Consider the following 17,137-nt stretch of genomic DNA (forward strand, 5'->3'; position numbering starts at 1 on the left):
GGCGTTTCCGGCTACTCCGAGGGGGCCTCGGGCGTCGGCTCGGCGCTGACCGCCGTGGCCCCGCGCGGCCGCACCGAGTGCCGCAGCGCCGACTTCTGCGAGTACGACCGCAGATACCCGGCGACCGTGTTCGTCACCGCGACCAGCGGCACGGCGACGACCGCACCGCCGATCCCGGCCACCATGCCGCCAGCCGCGACCGACAGCACCACCGCCAGGGGATGCACCCGCACGGCCCGCCCCAGGATGAACGGCTGCAGGATGTGCCCCTCGATCTGCTGCACCGCCAGCACCACGACCAGGGTCATGACGGCCGTGAACACCCCCTGGGTGACCAGCGCGACGACGACCGCCAGTGCCCCGGAGACCACCGCGCCCACCAGCGGGATGAACGCGAACAGGAAGATGAACACCGCCAGCGGCACGGCCATGGGCACGTCGAGGAAGTAGATCCCGAGACCGATGAAGATGGCGTCGATCAGCGCCACGATCACCGTGCCCCGCACATATGCCGTCAGCGTCCGCCACGCCGCGGGACCGGCTCCGGCCACTCCCGGCCGCGCCGCCGCCGGCACCAGCTTCAGCGTCCACTCCCAGATGCGCTTGCCGTCGTAGAGCAGGAACAGCGTGCAGAAGACGGACAGCAGGATCCCGGTCAGCGCCTCGACGACGACCGTGACACCCTCGAGCCCCGCCGAGGTGATCTGGTCGGTGTTCGCCCCGACGGCCTCACGCAGGTTGGTGGCGATCTCGTTGATCTGCTTGTCCGTGACGTGGAAGGGGCTGTTCAGCAGCCAGTTCCGCAACTCGTCGATGCCGTCCTGGATCTGGCCCGAGAGGTCGTCGATGTTCTCCATGACCTGCCAGGTCACGAACCAGCCGATGAGGCCCATGACGACGAAGCCGAGGACGGCGGTCAGCGCGGTGGCCGGTCCGCGCGGCACGCCGTGGCGCCGCAGACGCGCCACCGTCGGCTGCAGCATCGCCGTGATGAGCAGCGCGATGACGAACGAGAGCACCACGAGCTGGACGGCGCTGATGACCCGCATCAGCACCCAGAGCGTGCCCGCGAGGACGAGGAGTCGCCAGCCGGCCTCGGCCGCGACCCGCACGCCCCACGGCACGGCCAGCGCGGGATCGGGGCGGGCGGCGACGTCGGGGGCGTAGTCCGGGGGCGGCGGCACGTGGTCCTCGGCGAGCGTCACGGAGTCGGGGTCGTCCCGCTGCCGTTCGGCCTCGGCGCGGCGTTCGTTGTACCGCTCGCTCATCTCGGTCAGTCCGGCACCGAGCCGGCCGAGCCACCCTGGCACTCGCGACATGATCCGTCCTTTTCCCCCGTCTTGGCGCACCACTCCCCCGAGGAGTCGTTCGTCCGACCGTACATGGCGCGAGCCCCGCACCGGACGACGGTGCGGGGCTCGCGCGAGGAGACGGGATCGGCCGGGGCCGGTCGGCTCAGTACCAGTTGTTGGCCTGCCAGAACGACCAGGCGTCACAGGGGCTGCCGTAGCGGTCGTTCATGTAGTTGAGGCCCCACTTGATCTGGGTGGCCGGGTTGGTCCGCCAGTCGGCGCCGACGGACGACATCTTGGAGCCGGGCAGCGCCTGGAACATGCCGTAGGCCCCGGAGGAGGGGTTGACGGCCTTGTAGTTCCAGTCGGACTCGTGGTCCACGATGTTGCTGAAGCACTGGAACTGGCCCGACGGCACCAGCTGCCTCGCCATCGCCTGGATCTGGGCGATGCTGTAGGAGCTCGCGACGGGGAAGTCGGAGATGTCCTTGGAGCGGCTGGCGGCGGCCTTGGCCTCCGCGCGCTCCTTGGCGGCCGCCTCGGCGGCCTTCTCAGCGGCTTCCTTCTTGGCGATGGCCGTGTCGGCGGCGGCCTTGCGGGCGGCCTCCTCGGCGTCCTTCTTCGCGCTCGCGTCCGCCTGAATGGCCTGTGCGTCGGCCTGCTGCGTCAGCGACGCGGTCTGCACCTGGGCCTGCTGGCCCGCGGGGATGTCCGCGAGCAGCGTGGCGCCGGTTGCCGTCGCTTCCGCGTCGTTGTTCTGCGCGGTGCTGCCCGAGGCAACGCCGACGACGCTTCCGACAGCGGTGACCGCCGTGGCCGAAGCCACTGCGAATCCCCGGACCGAGATCCGGCTCACACGGTTTCCTTCCAGCATCGCCCGCTTCGGTGACCCTCGCGGACGCAATCGTGCCCCTGGCACTGGCCTCCCCAACTGCGGGGTCACGGGAGGCGCGGGCCCGGTGGGCAACTCCCTCGGGGGGAGCGCCGCGTGTTGCTCGGGCGGCATACGACATCGCTATGCAGTTGATGCTGTTGCTTTTGTGGTGCCGTACCGCTGGGGGTACAGGTGTGTCGTATGCGGGGCCTGACAGGAGTGAGACTCTGCCGTAACCCGACGGGGCAAGGCAATTCCGAGTTGCGTGTGAAAGCTCACATCCCGTTTGGCGCAGGAAATTCCACGGAACGGCCACACGCGAAGGCGCCGCCCGGCTAGGCTCTTCGCCTTTTCCGGACGGCGCCAACTATCGCATAAGCGCTACTACTTACTGCGACCGGTCAGATCTGCCCGTCTTCGAGCATTTCGGTCACAAGGGCGGCGATCTGGGACCTCTCGGACCGTGTCAGGGTCACGTGCGCGAAGAGCGGATGCCCCTTCAGCTTTTCGACGACGGCGACGACACCGTCGTACCGGCCGACCCTGAGGTTGTCCCGCTGGGCCACGTCGTGGGTGAGAACCACCCGTGAATTGGCTCCGATCCGGGACAGAACGGTAAGAAGCACGTTCCTTTCCAGCGACTGGGCCTCGTCGACGATCACGAACGCGTCGTGCAGCGAGCGTCCCCGGATGTGGGTGAGCGGCAGGACCTCCAGCATCCCGCGCGCGGTGACCTCCTCGATGACCTCCCGGGACGTGACCGCCGACAGCGTGTCGAAGACGGCCTGCGCCCAGGGACTCATCTTCTCGGCCTCGGAGCCCGGCAGATAGCCCAGCTCCTGCCCGCCCACCGCGTACAGCGGACGGAAGACCATCACCTTCTGGTGCTGACGGCGCTCCAGCACCGCCTCCAGACCGGCGCACAGCGCCAGTGCCGACTTGCCGGTGCCGGCCCGGCCGCCCATCGACACGATCCCGACGTCCGGGTCGAGCAGCAGGTCGAGCGCGATCCGCTGCTCGGCACTGCGGCCCTTGATGCCGAACGCCTCACGATCCCCGCGCACGACCCGCACGTTGCCGTCGGCCGTGACCCGCCCGAGCGCCTTGCCGCGCTCCGACTGGATCATCAGCCCCGTGTGCACGGGGAGGCCGGAGACCTCGGGCACGTACACGTGGCCTTCCTCGAAGAGGATGTCCACCTGCTCGCCGGGCAGGGTCAGTTCGGACATTCCGGTCCAGCCGGAGGAGTCCGTGATGGCGAGTTCCGCGCGGTACTCCTCGGCGAGGAGTCCGACGGAGGACGCCTTGATCCTGAGCGGGAGGTCCTTCGACACGACGGTGACGTCGAGTCCCTCGGCCTGCAGATTGCGGGCGACCGCGAGGATGCGGGAGTCGTTGTCCCCCAGGCGGTAGCCGCTGGGCAGCACGCTGGGGTCCGAGTGATTGAGCTCGACACGGACGGTCCCGCCCAGGTCCCCCGTGGGGATGGGGGCGTCGAGGCGACCGTGCCGGACCCGCAACTCGTCGAGCAGGCGGAGGGCCTGCCGGGCGAAGTAGCCGAGTTCGGGATGGTGCCGCTTGGCCTCCAGCTCCGTGACCACGACGATGGGGAGCACGACCTCGTGCTCGTCGAAGCGGTTCAGGGCGTTCGGGTCGGCCAGCAGGACGCTGGTGTCGAGAACATAGGTGCGCCGGTCGGGCTTGTGGCGCTTTGTGCTGGTCACCACGGAAGGACGTACCCCCTCGGATGAGGTCGGGGAGCGACGGTATGGAGCTGGACCGGTCGTCGGCCGCCCTGCGCGGGCCGAGAACCGGCCCTCCGCCTCTTCGTCCGTGCTGTGACCGCACGATCGGGCTGGTGCAAAGGGCCTCCCGGGCGGACGGCCCCGTGCCGTCCGCTGAGATCCGACACCCGTGGTTCGGGCGTCGACCTGTCTGGGTTATGCCCTCGAACGAGCGTCGCCATGCAACGGCATATGACGGCGAGCCGGTGAACTCGGCGTTACAAGCGTCACCAAGGGGGTATGGGGAGGCGCTGTGACGTGGGACGTCCTGCGTTCGGGTGACCGTCTGCGGGTACGTCAGCCGCCGTAGCGGCGGTGGCGGGCGGCGTAGTCGCGCATGGCCCGCAGGAAGTCGACCTTGCGGAACGCCGGCCAGAACACGTCACAGAAGTAGTACTCCGAGTGGGCGGTCTGCCAGAGCATGAATCCGGACAGCCGCTGCTCGCCGCTGGTGCGGATCACCAGGTCGGGGTCGGGCTGGTGGCTCGTGTAGAGGTGACGCCCGATCATGTCGATGTCGACGGCCTCGGCGAGCGCCTCCATCGAGGTGCCCTTGTCCCGGGCGTCGAGCAGCATCGACCGTACGGCGTCGGCGATCTCCTGGCGGCCGCCGTAGCCGATGGCGACGTTGACCACTATGCCGTCGACGTGCGCGGTGGTCTCCTCGGCCTCCTTGAGGATCGTCTGCAGTCCCGAGGGCAGCAGGTCGGGCGTGCCGACGTGGTGCACGCGCCAGCGGCCGTCGGCGGCCAGGGTGCGCACGACGTCCTCGATGATGCCGAGCAGGGGGACGAGCTCTTCCTGCGGGCGGTCGAAGTTGTCCGTGGACAGGAGCCAGAGGGTGACGACTTCGACGTCGGTCTCACTGCACCAGCCGAGGAACTCCTCGATCTTCCCGGCCCCGGCCCGGTGGCCGTCGACGGTGCTGGAACCGGCGGCCTTCGCCCAGCGCCGGTTGCCGTCCATGATGACGCCGATGTGCTTGGGCACCTGAGCGTGGTCCAGGTGACCTTCCACCCGGCGTGCGTACAGCCTGACCAGCAGGCCACGCAGCTTGTCGCGCAGGTTCACGTGATTGTCAGCCCCTCCGTACGGATCGGACAGGCCGCGGCGTGCGGCCCGGTCGTGGCCGCGGGCGGTCCCTGCCCGGATGGCAGTCCCCGGAGGCGAAGCCTACCCTCGCCGCGCCCGTGGGCCGCCAACGGGGGCGGAACGAGTGGTTCCGGCCGATGCTTCCAGCCGCTCGGCCGGGCAAGAAAAACGGGCCGGTCCGTGGGGGGGAGACGGACCGGCCCGAGGGGGGGTTTCCACCATAACCCTTCGTGAGTGCTGCCGCGCGCATCGGCATGCCACAACTACTCTCCGGAGCCGCCCGGCGACATGGCGATGCATACGGAGGCCCTCATTCAGGGCCCGCCTCCGGCCGAAACTCGGTGCATGAGCTGGGGAATCAGGCGTTCCACGGCGGAGGCCGGAAGGTTTGCCGCACCTTGGGCCCACTCGGGTGACTTGTCCCGACATCCCCCCGACGGGTGACGCACATGTGAACGCCTGCTTGACCCGGGAACGGCTGCGGATCGCCGCACGCCCCCCGCCTGCCGATGCTTTGCCGACGGGACGTCACCACGGTGCGGCTCGACGGGTGGCCCCTGGCACCGCGCAGCCCCCTCCACTGCGCGGTACCGCCCGCGCAGCTTTGCTCACGCGAATTGCCTCGTCCGAATGTACGTGAGCGGCGGCACGGAAGCGAGCCGGCGGCGATAACGATGTGAAAACCCTCGTCGGATGATGCGCAAGTGCGGTGAGCGGGAGGAGTGACGCCCGCCCTTAAGGATCACGTGGGACGCGGCGAGTGCGCGGCGGCAGTTTCCGACCAGGCCGGCCGCGACCGGGACGCCGGTCGCCGAGGTGGTGGAGGCGGCGCCGGAGCTGGTGGTGGGAGAGGTGACGGTGGGTCCGCACGCGTGATCACCGGGTCGGCGCGGCTCAGCCGGGCTTGCGTGCGTCGAAGAGGTGGCGGGTGCTGTGGGCGACGAAGGGCCCCTCGGCCTGGATGCGCTCGTGCAGTTCACGGAGTCGCGGCTCGTACGCCTCGACGGTGAATCCGGGAACCATCCAGACCACCTTGCGCAGGAAGTGCACGACCGCGCCGATGTCGTGGAACTCCATGCGCAGCCGCTCCGCCCGCAGATCGACGACATCGAGCCCGGCGGCCTCGGCGTCGGCCCGCTCACGGTCGGGGTGGCGGGCGCCGCGCACCTCGTCCGGCTGGGGCCCGAGGAAGTACTCGACGAGTTCGAAGACGCTGCTCGGGCCGACGTGCTGGGCGAAGTACGTCCCGCCGGGCTGGAGGACGCGGGCGATCTCGTCCCAGTGGGGGCGGACGGGATGGCGGCTGACGACCAGGTCGAAGGCGCCGTCGGCGAAGGGCAGGGGGGGCATCGTCGGCAGCGGCGACGACGCCGACACCACGCGGACGAAGCAGGGCGGTGGCCTTGGCTACGTTGGGCGGCCAGCCTTCGGTGAGGAGGGGCGGCTGGGAGGCTGGGGTGTTCTCGGGAGGGGTCTTGTGGGCGACCCTGGCGAGGGCGAAGTCCAGCACTTCTCCTCCCCCGGTCTGCACATCGAGCACCGCACTTGCCCGGCCCAGCCGCTCGGCCATCGACACGGCGTACCCCCAGGAGGGGCGCGCTTCCGTCGCCCGCCCCTCGAACCAGGAGAAGTCCCAGCCCTCTGTGGGGGCGGAGGCTCCTTCGGCGAGGAGGTCTTCGAAGGTGGCGGAGTGTGGGGGGTGCGAGGGGTTCGGGAGGTGCGTCACCGGGGGTGCTCCTTACGCGAGGACTAGCATGACGTGCTCGTTGTCACCGTGCCGGACGGTGCCGGTCCGCTGGAAACCGTGCTTCTCGAGGAGGCGTACGGAGCCGGTGTTGTCGATGACGGGGTCGGCGTGCAGCGGCCGGTTCTGCTCCCGCTCCAGGAAGAGGGAGAGGGCGCGGCTGCCGATGCCGCGGCCCCAGTACGGGCGGCCGAGCCAGTATCCGAGGAAGCGGCGGTCCGCGTCCCACCAGGCGACGACGCTGCCGGCGGCCTCGCCGTCGACGGTCACGGCCTGGACGAAGACGGTGTCGTCCCCGAGGACGTTGGTCTTCCAGTGCCGCAGGAACGCTTCGCGCGGCCGAGGGGTGAACCTCGACCGCCGGACGGCTTCCGGATCGTGCTCGTACGCGAGCAGGAACTCCAGGTCGTCTTCCACAACGTCGCGCAGCCGTACGTCCACGTGGTCATCGCTCATGCCCGGAGTGTGGCAGCGACCACGGACAACGGGCCTCACGGAACGAGCGGGCGCACCTCTTCCGCCGCGAACCGCACGAACCCCTCAGGGTCGGGTTCGTCCGCCGTCGGTTGCAGGACGACGCTGTCGGCTCCGGCCTCGACCAGGCGCTCGACGGCCTTCGCGACGGCTCCGGCGTCCCCGGCGACCCCGAGGTCCGGTACGGAGTCGAGCCCTTCGGCGACGAGTTCCGCACGCAGCCGGGTGTCGGCGTCGGGCCCGGTGGCGGTGAGCAGGTAGACGACGACGGGGTGGTGCCCGGCCCCACGGCCGGCCGCCGCCCGCCCCTCCTCGACGAGCTGCCGTGCCGTACGCACGCCCTCGGCGTTGGTGGCGGCGGTGAGGATGGTGCCGTCGGCGGCCTGGCCGGTGAGCCGCAGCGAACGCGGCCCGGTGGCTCCCGCCAGCACCCCGCTCCGCGGACCGTGCGGCGGCCAGTCGAGGGCGACGTCGTCGAGCTTGACGTATCGGCCGTCGACCGTGACCCGCTCGCCGGCCAGCAGGGCCCGGAGCGCGACGAGATGCTCTCGCAGCAGGGTGACGGGCGACTCGACGCGGGCGCCGACCTGCCCCATCCAGTCCTGTACACCGTGTCCCACACCGAGAATCGCCCGCCCGGGGAACATCCGGTGCAGCGAGGCTGCCTCCATGGCGGTGATGGCCACGTTCCGCAGGGGCACGGGCAACAGCCCGACCCCGACCCGCACCCGCTCGGTCCACGCGAGAGCGGCTGCCGCGGTGGAGATCCCGCCTTCTCTGAAACAGTCCTCCCAGAGCCAGAGCTCATCGAGCCCGGCGTCATCGGCCAGCCGGGCAACGGACCTCAGTCGCTCGGGGGCTAGTTGGGGGCGGAAGACTGCGCCTAGGGGGGTCATGGTGGCTTCCTACCCGTTCCGGGGAGCGTCGGACAAGGAGTTTTGTGTCTCGTGGAAAGCCGGCGTGCGCAGTGGATGCCGGGTAGGTCTCAGCGTCTTCGGTGCCGGGTTCGAGTCTGAGAGACGTCGGTCTCGCCGTCGCGGTCGCCGTGATGCCGGTCACCGGTACGGACGCGGTGACGGACACCGGCTTGAAGTCGGCGGCGTCCAGCCACGCCCAGGTCGGCAGGATTCGTCGTCACTTTCGCGCCGTAACGGTTACATGACGCTCCCAGACGAGGCGTCAGCGGCGATGCTGCTCAGGGCGTCTCAGTCAGGAATCAGCAAAGGCACGACTCCGTGGGCCCATGCGAGGGGCGGTCGATACGGATACGTTCGGGGCGGCGAGCCGCCGGCAGGTGGTGGCACGGCCGGAGGGGGTTACGGATGGGGCGGCGCTGGCAGGACGGGCGTGGGGAATTGGTCGTGCCGGGGGATGACGGGGAGCCGCCCCTCAGGGTGCCGCTGGAGATAGCCGGCTCCTATCGGGCCCGAACCAGGGGGCTGTTGGGGCGGGACTCCATCGACGGGGCGATCCTGCTCTCCCCCGCCAACAGCGTGCACACCTTTCGTATGCGCATGCCGATCGATGTCGCCTACCTCGATCGGCGTTTTCGGGTCATCGCCGTGCAGACCATGCGGCCCGGGCGGCTGGGGATGCCTCGGTTGCGGGCCCGGCACGTGGTGGAGGCCGAGGCCGGGGCGATGGGCGAGTGGGGGGTGCGGGAAGGAACGCGGGTGGAGGTCGTCGGGCCGGTGGAGTGAGGTGAGTGGCCTCGTTCGAGGGGCGCGGGTGGTGCTGCCAGGGCCTCGGCCGACTCCACCGTCCGTTCGGCGAGGCGACCGGGGTCCGGGATTCATAGCCGGCCAACAACGCACCCAGCGGCCGCATTGGATGGAGTCGCTTTGATGAGTACCGACTTGTATGGATGTCGTCCTCGTGCGCTCACCATGGAACATGCCTTGGACGCCGACCCCACCACCAGCGCTCGGTCTTCTCCTCGTTCCCGGGCTCGGTGCCTGCACGGAAGATGTCGTCCAACCGCGTCACAGAGGATCGCAGGCCGCCGGCGTATACGTCGTCGACCTCGCGCACGAGACGCGCCAACTGTCACGACTTCAGGCGTTGCCCTGCGCCGCCTCGGACAGCAGGCGCGTCGCTTCGGCCACCGCGACGTTCCGGTCGATGTAACGCATGGCGAGGTCCAGGGCCCAGGGGGCGAAGTGGTCCTCTTGCCAAAGCCCGGAGAGAATCCCTTCCGCGGTCCAGGCGCCGATGCGCGCGGCCCACCGGTCGCTGAACTCTTCGGGCCCTTCGCCTTGCACATCCAGCCCCAGCTGCCGGCACTCGTGCCAGCCCTCGGTCATGCGCTCACGAGTGACGAGCCTGGTATCGGGCATCAGATCTCGCAGAACCATACGGATCTCCAGCCAGTCGGGGCGCTCATCCTCGTCCTCGTCCCAGTCCCCCTCCCACTCGGGAACGGGCTCCGGAAACGGCAGCCTCGTGCTGGGCAGAAGTGCTTCGAGAACGGCGCGGGCTTGAGCGAACCGCTCCTGCTTCGGTTCCTCCTCGATCTCCCAGCCACCGTGCCAACCGGTGGTCACGTCTCGAACCACCTCTGGCAGCAACAGCTCCTCATCCTCGAGAGGACGGCCCTCCATCGCCCGATACTTCGGCTCACGCAGACGCCTCAGCCACCAGCGGCCCCAGCGTCGATCGCCCTCGTCCACACGCGTGTCGGGCACCAGTCGTGCCAGCGCCTGCTCGCCGTACGGCACACCCAGTTGGAACAAGACGCTGATCGCGTCGTGGGCCGCAAGTCCGGCGCGCACACACGCCTCGGCGAGAACGGCTGCCTCAGCCGTGGCCGTCACGCCGCCGCGCTCGGCGGCTTTCTTCAGAGAAGACAGCAGGCCACGGATGCGGGACGAGGCCGCCCTACGGGCATGGTGGGCGTTGAAGAGCCGCCGCTGCCCGTCGGTAAGCGGAAGGTCAGGCTCCCTCTCAAAACGCTCGTAGAGTCCGTGCAACTCTTCGGAGGTCCAGTAGCCCCCGGTGCTCGGCGGAGCGTCGGCCATCGCTGCCGCCGGCTCCCCGAGGATCCCGGCCGCCTGCTGATCGTCGGTCATGAGACCCTCAAGTACTGCATCGCTGTCTTCGGGTCCTTCATCTTGCCGAAGTAACCTTTGTCCACGCCGAAGCCCGGTGAACGGGATCCACAGGCATCGCGCGACTTCCCACGGCACCGAAGGCCAGCTCTGAGGCACTGGCCTCCGAACTCCCCAGCATCCCGCTCTGGGATGCGTCTGCGGCGACCTCCTCGATCACGCGAGGTTGGACCGACTCCACCGCGCGGCCGGCGAGATGGGGCGGGGTCAAGGCCAGCCATCAGGACACTCAGCGGGCCGCATTGGATAGAGTCGCTTTTATGAGTACCGACTTGTACGGATGGTTGGAATGCAGGCCCCACCCTGGTCGCCATGGCAGTGAAAACGTGCCGTGGGAGCCCTTCTCTGAACTCCGGCACCTTCATTGGGCCCGTGATTACATGTCGTGGTCAGCACTCTTTGATGTCCGGAGTGTGGAGCCTGTCAGAGCTCTCTTCCCTGAGCGCGGAGCCCCTGTAGATATTTCGGACACGGTACGAAGGGATGCGGACGATTTCGAGGGCCACAGTCATTCGTGGTTCTCGTGGAGTGAACTGTCGGCTGTCGACTGGAACGCCCCCTGCACCGACGGCCCGTCTCGGCACTGGGTCCGCCGCTGGTCCCGTACGCACGAAGGACCCCTCGAACCCGAGGGATTGACTGCGCTCCCGGATGAGCTGTACGACTCGGCCGCGGCCCAGTTCGGAGAAGGCAACATCGCTCCCTCCCGGTGGCCCGCCGACGGTGAACTCCTGCTCGGCAACGAGGTGTACCGCCCTGTCTCCCCTTCCTACCGCGACCTGGTACCGGCCGATGGACCATGGCAACCCGTGTTCGATGTGATGGGCACACTGGCCGAACTCCATGGTGAGGACAACGTCCGCCTCTTCGTCTGGTTCGGTGGCTGAACGGGGGCAGCACCAGTCGTGCATCACGCGGTGACGGTTTCCGATCCGTCACCCTCCTTCTCGTCTTCGCCCCGGCCCACTGTCATTCCAGACCTAGGTACTCCAACGCCCCCTTGGGGTTGTCGTTCAACCTCTTCCAGTCGATTTCCTCACCTCTGCTGTACTTGTCCTCCAGCGCCCGTTGCATATCGCCCAGCTGCTTGGCCGTGAAGCTCGCGTCACCGATGCGAGTGTCAACTCCCTTCTCGTTCATGAGCTGGGCAGGAGAGACCTTCTGCCCCTTGATGGGCCGGAAAACCTCGGTCCACTTATCAGGCTTGTCGATCTCGACTCGAGTCGCCCTGCCCGGATTCGCCTTCTTCCACTCGGAGAGCGTGTTGATCTTTCCGACGAATTCCGGCTGACGCGTCGGGTTCACCGTGTTCTTCACTTCGACCAGGTGCACCCTGCCGTCCCGCCCCTTGTACAGGACATCGGCGTCCGGCACGTTCGACACATCCACGGTCTCTCCGGGCGCGACCTCGACCTGACGCCGGTTGTGTTCCGAGCCGACGGCGGTGTGCACGGTGCCGTCGGGTGCCGCGTCCTCCGAGGCGCGCCGCACACCGCGCACCTCAGCAAGCATCTCCTCGAGCCGGCTGGCGGTACGCGCGTTGGTCACCTCGGAACCGAGCTTGCTCGCGCCCGCCCGATCGACGTTCTCGCGTCGTGCGAGATGAGTGAGCTCGTCGAGCGCGGCCGCCGCCTGGTCCTTGCCGATCTCCTTCTTGCCGGGGTTCTTCTTGGCGTTCCTGACGAAGTCGTCGATGTTGCGCTCGTCGATACTGAGCCTGCCCTGCCTGATGGCGGCCTTCGCCGCCGCCGCCTGGGCATCCAGCGCCAGTTGCTGCGCCTCGTCCGCTTTCTCCCGGGCATCCTGGGCCCCCTTCTTGGCCTCCTCGTCGCAGCCGTCCTGGGCGAGGACGACGTACGGGGAGTCGGACGGGCCGGCGGCGAGGATCGTGGCGCCTGTGCCGGAGGAGCCGGTGATGAGGCCGGTGGTGATTCCATGCGGGTTTCCGCCGTACGGGATCCGGCGGGCTGGCGCCGCGATGGTGCAGCCCGATTCCCGGGCCTGCTTCTCGGCCGCGTCCGCCGCCTCGTCGGCGTCCTTCGCGGCCTTCCGAGCGCCCTCGGCATCACCCGCCTTGGCCGCCTTGCGCGCCTTCTCCGCCGCGTCGGACGCCTTGTCGAGGGCTTCACCGACCTCGGCCAGCTTCTTGAACTTGGTGAACTTCGTGATGGTCTTCGGGCTGAAGATACCGACGACGCCGACCACGGTGTTGCCGATGGAAGCGCCGTAGTTGCCCTTCTCCCAGTTCTCCTTGTCGACGAAGGTGTCGGTCGCCAGGTCGGACACGAAGTCCTCGGGCGAATTGACCCAGCCCCATACGGAGGAGACGTAGTTCCCCTTGTCCCACTTCTCGCCCAGCTCGTCGGCCTTGTCGCCCCACCAGTTGCCGGTGTAGCCCTTCAGGCCGTTCCACGTGTCCTTGACCGAGCCGACCGGGTCGCTGACGACGTCCATGGTGTCGGCCAAGAAGCTCTTGGTCGGGGCCACGAAGAAGCCGCGGACGTGGTCCATGAACGTCTTGTCGTGGCGCTCCTGGTCGTGAACGTCGTCCCAGAGTGACTTGTCCTCGAACGGGCCCGGAGCGAGGGGGACCGTGTCGTTCGGGCCCGCGCCGTCGTAGGTGATGAGCTGGGCCGACGTGGGGATGCCGCTGCCGTCGCCCGTGTCACCGGCGCCCGTGGCTGTGCTCGTGCCGTCGCCGGTCTCTGCGTCTCCCTGGGTGCCCGCATCGCCCTGCGCCGCGGCGTCGTTGTCCCCCGCCGCACCCGTCTCCGTACCGTCGCCCTGCGGAGCGGGGCAGGCCGTGCCCGTCACCGAGCAGATGGCCGACTGGATGCCGTCGGCGATGCGGCCGCCGAGGCCGCCGACCGAGAGCGCGACGATGATCGCGGCGACCACCGCGATGAGCCCCGCGTACTCCACCGCCGTCTGGCCCTCGTCCCGCCGCCAGCGGATCATCCTCGCGGGGCTGAACGGCCGCCGCTCTTCCCTGTCCTGGGGAGCGCTCTGGAACCACTCACGCGACCGGGCACGGCGCAACAGCACGATGACGGCCACCGGCATCGCCGCCTGTGTGATGCCCCGCGGATCACCGTGCAACAGCGTGCCGAACGACAGCCACACGATCCATGCCTGTACGGCGATCAGGGCACGACTCGTCCACACCCCGCCCTGCCACAGGCGCCGGGCCAGGTAGATCCCGGCCACGCTGGGCAGCGAGTCGTACACCAGGATCCCGAAGATCTCCCCGGAGTAGTACGTCACCACCGACAGCACGGTGACGACGTACAGCACCGTCAGCGCGAACTGCACCCACAGCAGTACCTGCGCCCAGCCCAGCTCCCTCGGCAACGGCGAACGCCGGACCCAGGACGGGCCGTTCTGTGCACCCTCTGTTCCGTGCGGGGGTATTCGGTCACCGGCAGGGGACATGTGCGACCTCAGCTCAGCTCGATACACGGCCGTTCACGGCGAATACCGAGCCGAGGCTAAGGAACGTCGATCACTCGCACATGGGCCCGTGGCCCCAACTCTGGGCCCATTCGCGGTGACTCAACTCTCGGTGCGCGGAAAGGAGACCTCGACGCGGCGGTTCTTCTTTCGGCCGGTCTCCGAGGAGTTGTCGGCGATGGGGTACTGCTCCCCGTAGCCGCGGACCTCGTACGTGACGTTGGAGTCGGTCAGTTCCTGGTCGAGGACGTTCTGTACGGCGTCGGCGCGCTTCTTGGAGAGGACGTCGCCGTGTGCGGAGGAGCCGAGGTTGTCCGTGAAGCCGAAGACGCGGATCTTCGTCGCGTTCTGCGTCTTGATCTCCTCGGCGATCGCGGAGATACGGGCTTTCGCCTCGCCACTGAGTTTCGCGCTGTCCTTGCCGAAGAGGACCTCGGCCTGGAGGGCGAACTTGACGTCGGCGTTGGTGTCTTCACGGCGTTCGTCGCCGCTTTGGTCTTCTACGACCTGTTTGATGTCGAGGACCTTGGGTTCGGCGAGGGTCGCGCCTTCGGGAAGCTTGAGGTCGGGGTCGTTGGGGTCGACCTCTAAGGGGGCGGAGGCGGAGGCCTCGGTGCCCGGGGGAACGCCGGGAGTTTCGTCGGCGTGTGCCGAGAAGGCGCCGTAGAGGTTCGTGGCGACCATGAGACCGGTGGCGGTGAGGACCAGGGCGAGGCGTGGAGTCGCCGATCGCGTACGCGTGCGGGTTTTCATGGCCGGCCTCACCCGGAGATCTTGATGGTGCTGCTGGAGAAGGTCGGGACCTGGAGAGTGACGTCGGTTGCGCTCGCGGGGGGTGCGGGGAACTGGACGAAGACGGGGATGGTCTGTCCGGACTCGATCGTTGTGAGCCCCGTGGTCGTCAGCGGCCGCCCGTCGGTATCGCGCAGCACGTAGTAGCGCTTCTTACCCTTCGAGTCTACGAGTGTCGCGCCGCCGAGTGATGTGCCGTGCTTGACAATCTCGGTCTCGTCACCGCGAAGTGCCGACGGGATCACCAGTGAACCGGATCCGTCATTCTTGAACTGGCCGTTCACGGTGAGGAATCCGCCCGTGTCACGCTGCGCCGACGTGATCTGAAGGAGCAGACCGTCCTTGCCCTTGAGTTCGGCCAGTGGAGCCTCCGACTTCCCCTCCTGAGCGCTCGGGGCGGAGCCGCGGTCCTTGGAAGCGGAGGCCGAGGTGTCCGGCTTCTTGTCGTCGCCACCACCGCCGCCGCAGCCGACCGCGGCCATGGCAAGACCGGCAGCCATGGTCAACGCGACCATCCTCCTGCGGGCCCTCTCAGTGAACCGCATGCTCATCTCTCCGCTTCCTTCATCACTCGTCATTCGCTTCTGAGTCGGCCAAGTGGACGTCGAAGAGATCCTCGGGTTCCGGAAGCTCAGTGAGATCGTCCGGTTTCAGATCCCAGTTCTTGCCGTCGCAGGTAAGGCGAGGGAGCACGTCGTCTCCCGCATCCTCGGCAAGGGGCTTGACCTCGCAGCGGAACTCGATGACGGCTTTTGCACTGGCCGTCGACCTCTTCTGCGCCGTGGCAGGGACTATTGACTCCCCCATGGGCTTTCGTGTCTGCACGACGACGTCGTAGCCCATGGGCACTCCGGTGCTCGAACACCTTTCGACATCGGCGTCGTTCTGGCCGGCGAGCTGAGATGCTCGCGAGCACGGATCACCCGCGAGCTGTACATCGCCGTCGAAGATGTCCTGCCACTTGCCGGGGTCGAGAACTGCTTCGACCCACTTGCCTGCAAGCTGCTCCCGAGCGTCCTGAGCCGCCGCAAGCGCCGCGGCGTCAGCAGCCGTCTGGGCGCCACCCCGGTTCACGGTGGCCTGGCCGACCGCGAAGTAGACGAGCGCAAGGAAGAGCAGGCCCCCCACCACCGTGATGTAGATGGGGAAGGCCTGCCCTGCGTCGCCGTAGCGAGGTCGTGTCAATTCCCGACCCGGTTGATCAGGTTCGTGATCCTGTCGAGGATTGTGCTGCCGATGCTCGTACCCGTGATCGCCAGCACAATCGCCACCACCACCGCGATGATGCCCAGGTACTCGACCGCCGTCTGCCCCTTGTCGGCGGCGCGGCGCTGCATCGCCTCGACCGTCGTGTTCTTCCAGCCGTTCACACGGACCTTGGTCGCGACGGCGGTCTTCAGCATCAGGTCGCTCATGGTGTTCCCCTCCGGGTTCGGCCGTGTCGTTGTCGACACGAGGAACGTATGGCGGTACGCCCTGTCCGCAAGAGGGCCCCAGGGCCCAATTCCGGGCCCACTCGCTCGGGCCCAACGGGTTGTTCCCCCATCGCGTCACCGAGGTCACCCCAGTCCCCGGCCCGTGTCCGGTGCCGTGCCGATCCACTTCGCGGCGGCCTCCGAGCGGCTCGTGCTGTGCAGCTTGGCGAAGATGCGGTTGATGTGGTTCTTGACGGTCTTCTCGCTGATGAAGCACGTGGCGGCGATCTGCTGGTTGTTCATGCCGGACGCGATGAGGTCCATGATCTCCGCCTCCCTCGTGCTCAGTTGGAACCGCGACCTGTCGGGAGCGGCCGGACGGCCACTCGTCCACTCAGACGAAGACTGTCCCACATGCGGTTGCATTTGCGAAAGGATTTCGGGAGAAGTGGGCGGAGGTGGGGCGAGGGGAGGCGTCAAGTGCGCTGGTTGAGCTGGGTTCTGAGGTTGACTATACGATTTTGCGGAAGTGGAAATTCCGTATGCAGTCGCACTCGACGACCCGCCGCCCAGGCCTTCCGGCAGAGGCGGCCCCGGCGTCCGGTCCCGGCGGAGTTGGGCCAGCAGGGCGCCCGCCGCCGTGGGCGTGAAGTGGGCCCTGCCCTCCTTGATGTCCCGTACGGCGTCGACCAGCTGGTCGGCCGTGAACTCTCCGTGGACCAGGTAGCCGCCCGCTCCCCGGCGCAGGGCCTCCTGGACGATCTCGGACTCCCTGCTGTAGGTCAGCATCACCACGGGAGCGATCCCCACCAGGTACGGGAGGGCCGAGATGCCGTCCACGCCGGGCATGCGGACGTCCAGGAGGACGACGTCGGGGCGGTGCTGCCGGGCGGCGTCACAGGCCTGGCGGCCGTCGGTGGCCTCCGCCACGACCTCGATGTCCGCGCGGCCGGAGAGCAGCGCGGTGAGGCCGGCCCGGACGACCGGGTTGTCGTCCGCCACGACGACCCTGAGGCGGCGGACCGGTGGTGCCGGTTGTGGGAGGTCGGCGAACGGGTGGTGCGGTGGCGGCTGCGGAGCGCCGGTGGGGTGGGGTGTCCGGTCCGGCATCAG

General features: G+C 68.5%; 15 protein-coding genes and 1 pseudogene. 2 read left to right on the top strand and 14 right to left on the bottom strand.

Annotated elements, in window-relative coordinates; translation table 11 throughout:
- Nucleotides 1-11: 11 nt before the first annotated feature.
- The 7 genes and pseudogenes from ADK65_RS34795 to ADK65_RS34825 all read right to left on the bottom strand — a co-directional run bounded on the left by ADK65_RS34795 (nucleotide 12) and on the right by ADK65_RS34825 (nucleotide 8,156).
- Nucleotides 12-1,319, bottom strand: coding sequence for an AI-2E family transporter (locus tag ADK65_RS34795; protein ID WP_053675338.1), 1,308 nt, complete (start codon nucleotides 1,317-1,319; stop codon nucleotides 12-14).
- A 136-nt stretch (nucleotides 1,320-1,455) separates the two neighbouring features.
- Nucleotides 1,456-2,166, bottom strand: a complete 711-nt coding sequence (locus ADK65_RS34800) for a transglycosylase SLT domain-containing protein (RefSeq protein ID WP_199825755.1) — start codon at nucleotides 2,164-2,166, stop codon at nucleotides 1,456-1,458.
- A gap of 401 nt (nucleotides 2,167-2,567) precedes the next feature.
- Nucleotides 2,568-3,893 carry a PhoH family protein gene (locus ADK65_RS34805; RefSeq protein ID WP_053675340.1) on the bottom strand — a complete coding sequence of 442 codons (1,326 nt, stop codon included), beginning with the start codon at nucleotides 3,891-3,893 and terminating at the stop codon, nucleotides 2,568-2,570.
- Between the two features lie 354 nt (nucleotides 3,894-4,247).
- Nucleotides 4,248-5,021: an isoprenyl transferase gene (locus ADK65_RS34810; RefSeq protein ID WP_053675343.1), complete on the bottom strand. Its 774-nt coding sequence runs from the start codon at nucleotides 5,019-5,021 to the stop codon at nucleotides 4,248-4,250.
- A 915-nt stretch (nucleotides 5,022-5,936) separates the two neighbouring features.
- A pseudogene (locus ADK65_RS34815) lies at nucleotides 5,937-6,768 on the bottom strand (methyltransferase domain-containing protein).
- Between the two features lie 12 nt (nucleotides 6,769-6,780).
- Nucleotides 6,781-7,242 (bottom strand): GNAT family N-acetyltransferase, encoded by a 462-nt coding sequence (locus ADK65_RS34820; RefSeq protein ID WP_053675344.1) that lies wholly within the window; start codon nucleotides 7,240-7,242, stop codon nucleotides 6,781-6,783.
- 35 nt (nucleotides 7,243-7,277) lie between these two features.
- Nucleotides 7,278-8,156, bottom strand: coding sequence for an LLM class flavin-dependent oxidoreductase (locus tag ADK65_RS34825; protein ID WP_053675346.1), 879 nt, complete (start codon nucleotides 8,154-8,156; stop codon nucleotides 7,278-7,280).
- 426 nt (nucleotides 8,157-8,582) lie between these two features.
- Between ADK65_RS34825 and ADK65_RS34830 the strand changes: the two genes are divergently transcribed.
- Nucleotides 8,583-8,960, top strand: a complete 378-nt coding sequence (locus ADK65_RS34830; protein WP_053675348.1) for a DUF192 domain-containing protein — start codon at nucleotides 8,583-8,585, stop codon at nucleotides 8,958-8,960.
- 354 nt (nucleotides 8,961-9,314) lie between these two features.
- Here ADK65_RS34830 and ADK65_RS34835 read toward each other — a convergent pair whose 3' ends face one another.
- Nucleotides 9,315-10,328 (bottom strand): hypothetical protein, encoded by a 1,014-nt coding sequence (locus tag ADK65_RS34835; RefSeq protein ID WP_053675350.1) that lies wholly within the window; start codon nucleotides 10,326-10,328, stop codon nucleotides 9,315-9,317.
- A 674-nt stretch (nucleotides 10,329-11,002) separates the two neighbouring features.
- On the opposite strand from ADK65_RS34835, the gene ADK65_RS34840 reads away from it, so the two are divergent.
- A complete protein-coding gene (locus ADK65_RS34840; RefSeq protein ID WP_053675352.1) occupies nucleotides 11,003-11,254 on the top strand; it encodes a hypothetical protein in 252 nt (83 codons plus the stop codon).
- 82 nt (nucleotides 11,255-11,336) lie between these two features.
- Here ADK65_RS34840 and ADK65_RS34845 read toward each other — a convergent pair whose 3' ends face one another.
- The 6 genes from ADK65_RS34845 to ADK65_RS34870 all read right to left on the bottom strand — a co-directional run bounded on the left by ADK65_RS34845 (nucleotide 11,337) and on the right by ADK65_RS34870 (nucleotide 17,134).
- Nucleotides 11,337-13,718 (bottom strand): hypothetical protein, encoded by a 2,382-nt coding sequence (locus ADK65_RS34845; RefSeq protein WP_053675354.1) that lies wholly within the window; start codon nucleotides 13,716-13,718, stop codon nucleotides 11,337-11,339.
- A gap of 201 nt (nucleotides 13,719-13,919) precedes the next feature.
- Entirely contained in the window at nucleotides 13,920-14,570 is a 651-nt protein-coding gene (locus tag ADK65_RS34850; protein ID WP_053675356.1) for an OmpA family protein, read from the bottom strand.
- An 8-nt stretch (nucleotides 14,571-14,578) separates the two neighbouring features.
- Nucleotides 14,579-15,160, bottom strand: a complete 582-nt coding sequence (locus ADK65_RS34855; RefSeq protein WP_053675358.1) for a hypothetical protein — start codon at nucleotides 15,158-15,160, stop codon at nucleotides 14,579-14,581.
- A 16-nt stretch (nucleotides 15,161-15,176) separates the two neighbouring features.
- Complete coding sequence (locus tag ADK65_RS34860) at nucleotides 15,177-15,794, bottom strand: pilus assembly protein TadG-related protein (RefSeq protein WP_053675359.1); 618 nt, start codon at nucleotides 15,792-15,794, stop codon at nucleotides 15,177-15,179.
- Nucleotides 15,791-16,024: a Flp family type IVb pilin gene (locus ADK65_RS34865; RefSeq protein ID WP_053675361.1), complete on the bottom strand. Its 234-nt coding sequence runs from the start codon at nucleotides 16,022-16,024 to the stop codon at nucleotides 15,791-15,793. Before ADK65_RS34865 ends, ADK65_RS34860 begins: the two co-directional genes overlap by 4 nt.
- A gap of 144 nt (nucleotides 16,025-16,168) precedes the next feature.
- On the bottom strand, nucleotides 16,169-17,134 hold the full coding sequence (locus tag ADK65_RS34870) for a response regulator transcription factor (RefSeq protein ID WP_053675362.1): 966 nt from the start codon (nucleotides 17,132-17,134) through the stop codon (nucleotides 16,169-16,171).
- Nucleotides 17,135-17,137: the final 3 nt, after the last annotated feature.

It is taken from the genome of Streptomyces sp. NRRL B-1140, assembly GCF_001280065.1.
Classification (GTDB): domain Bacteria; phylum Actinomycetota; class Actinomycetes; order Streptomycetales; family Streptomycetaceae; genus Streptomyces.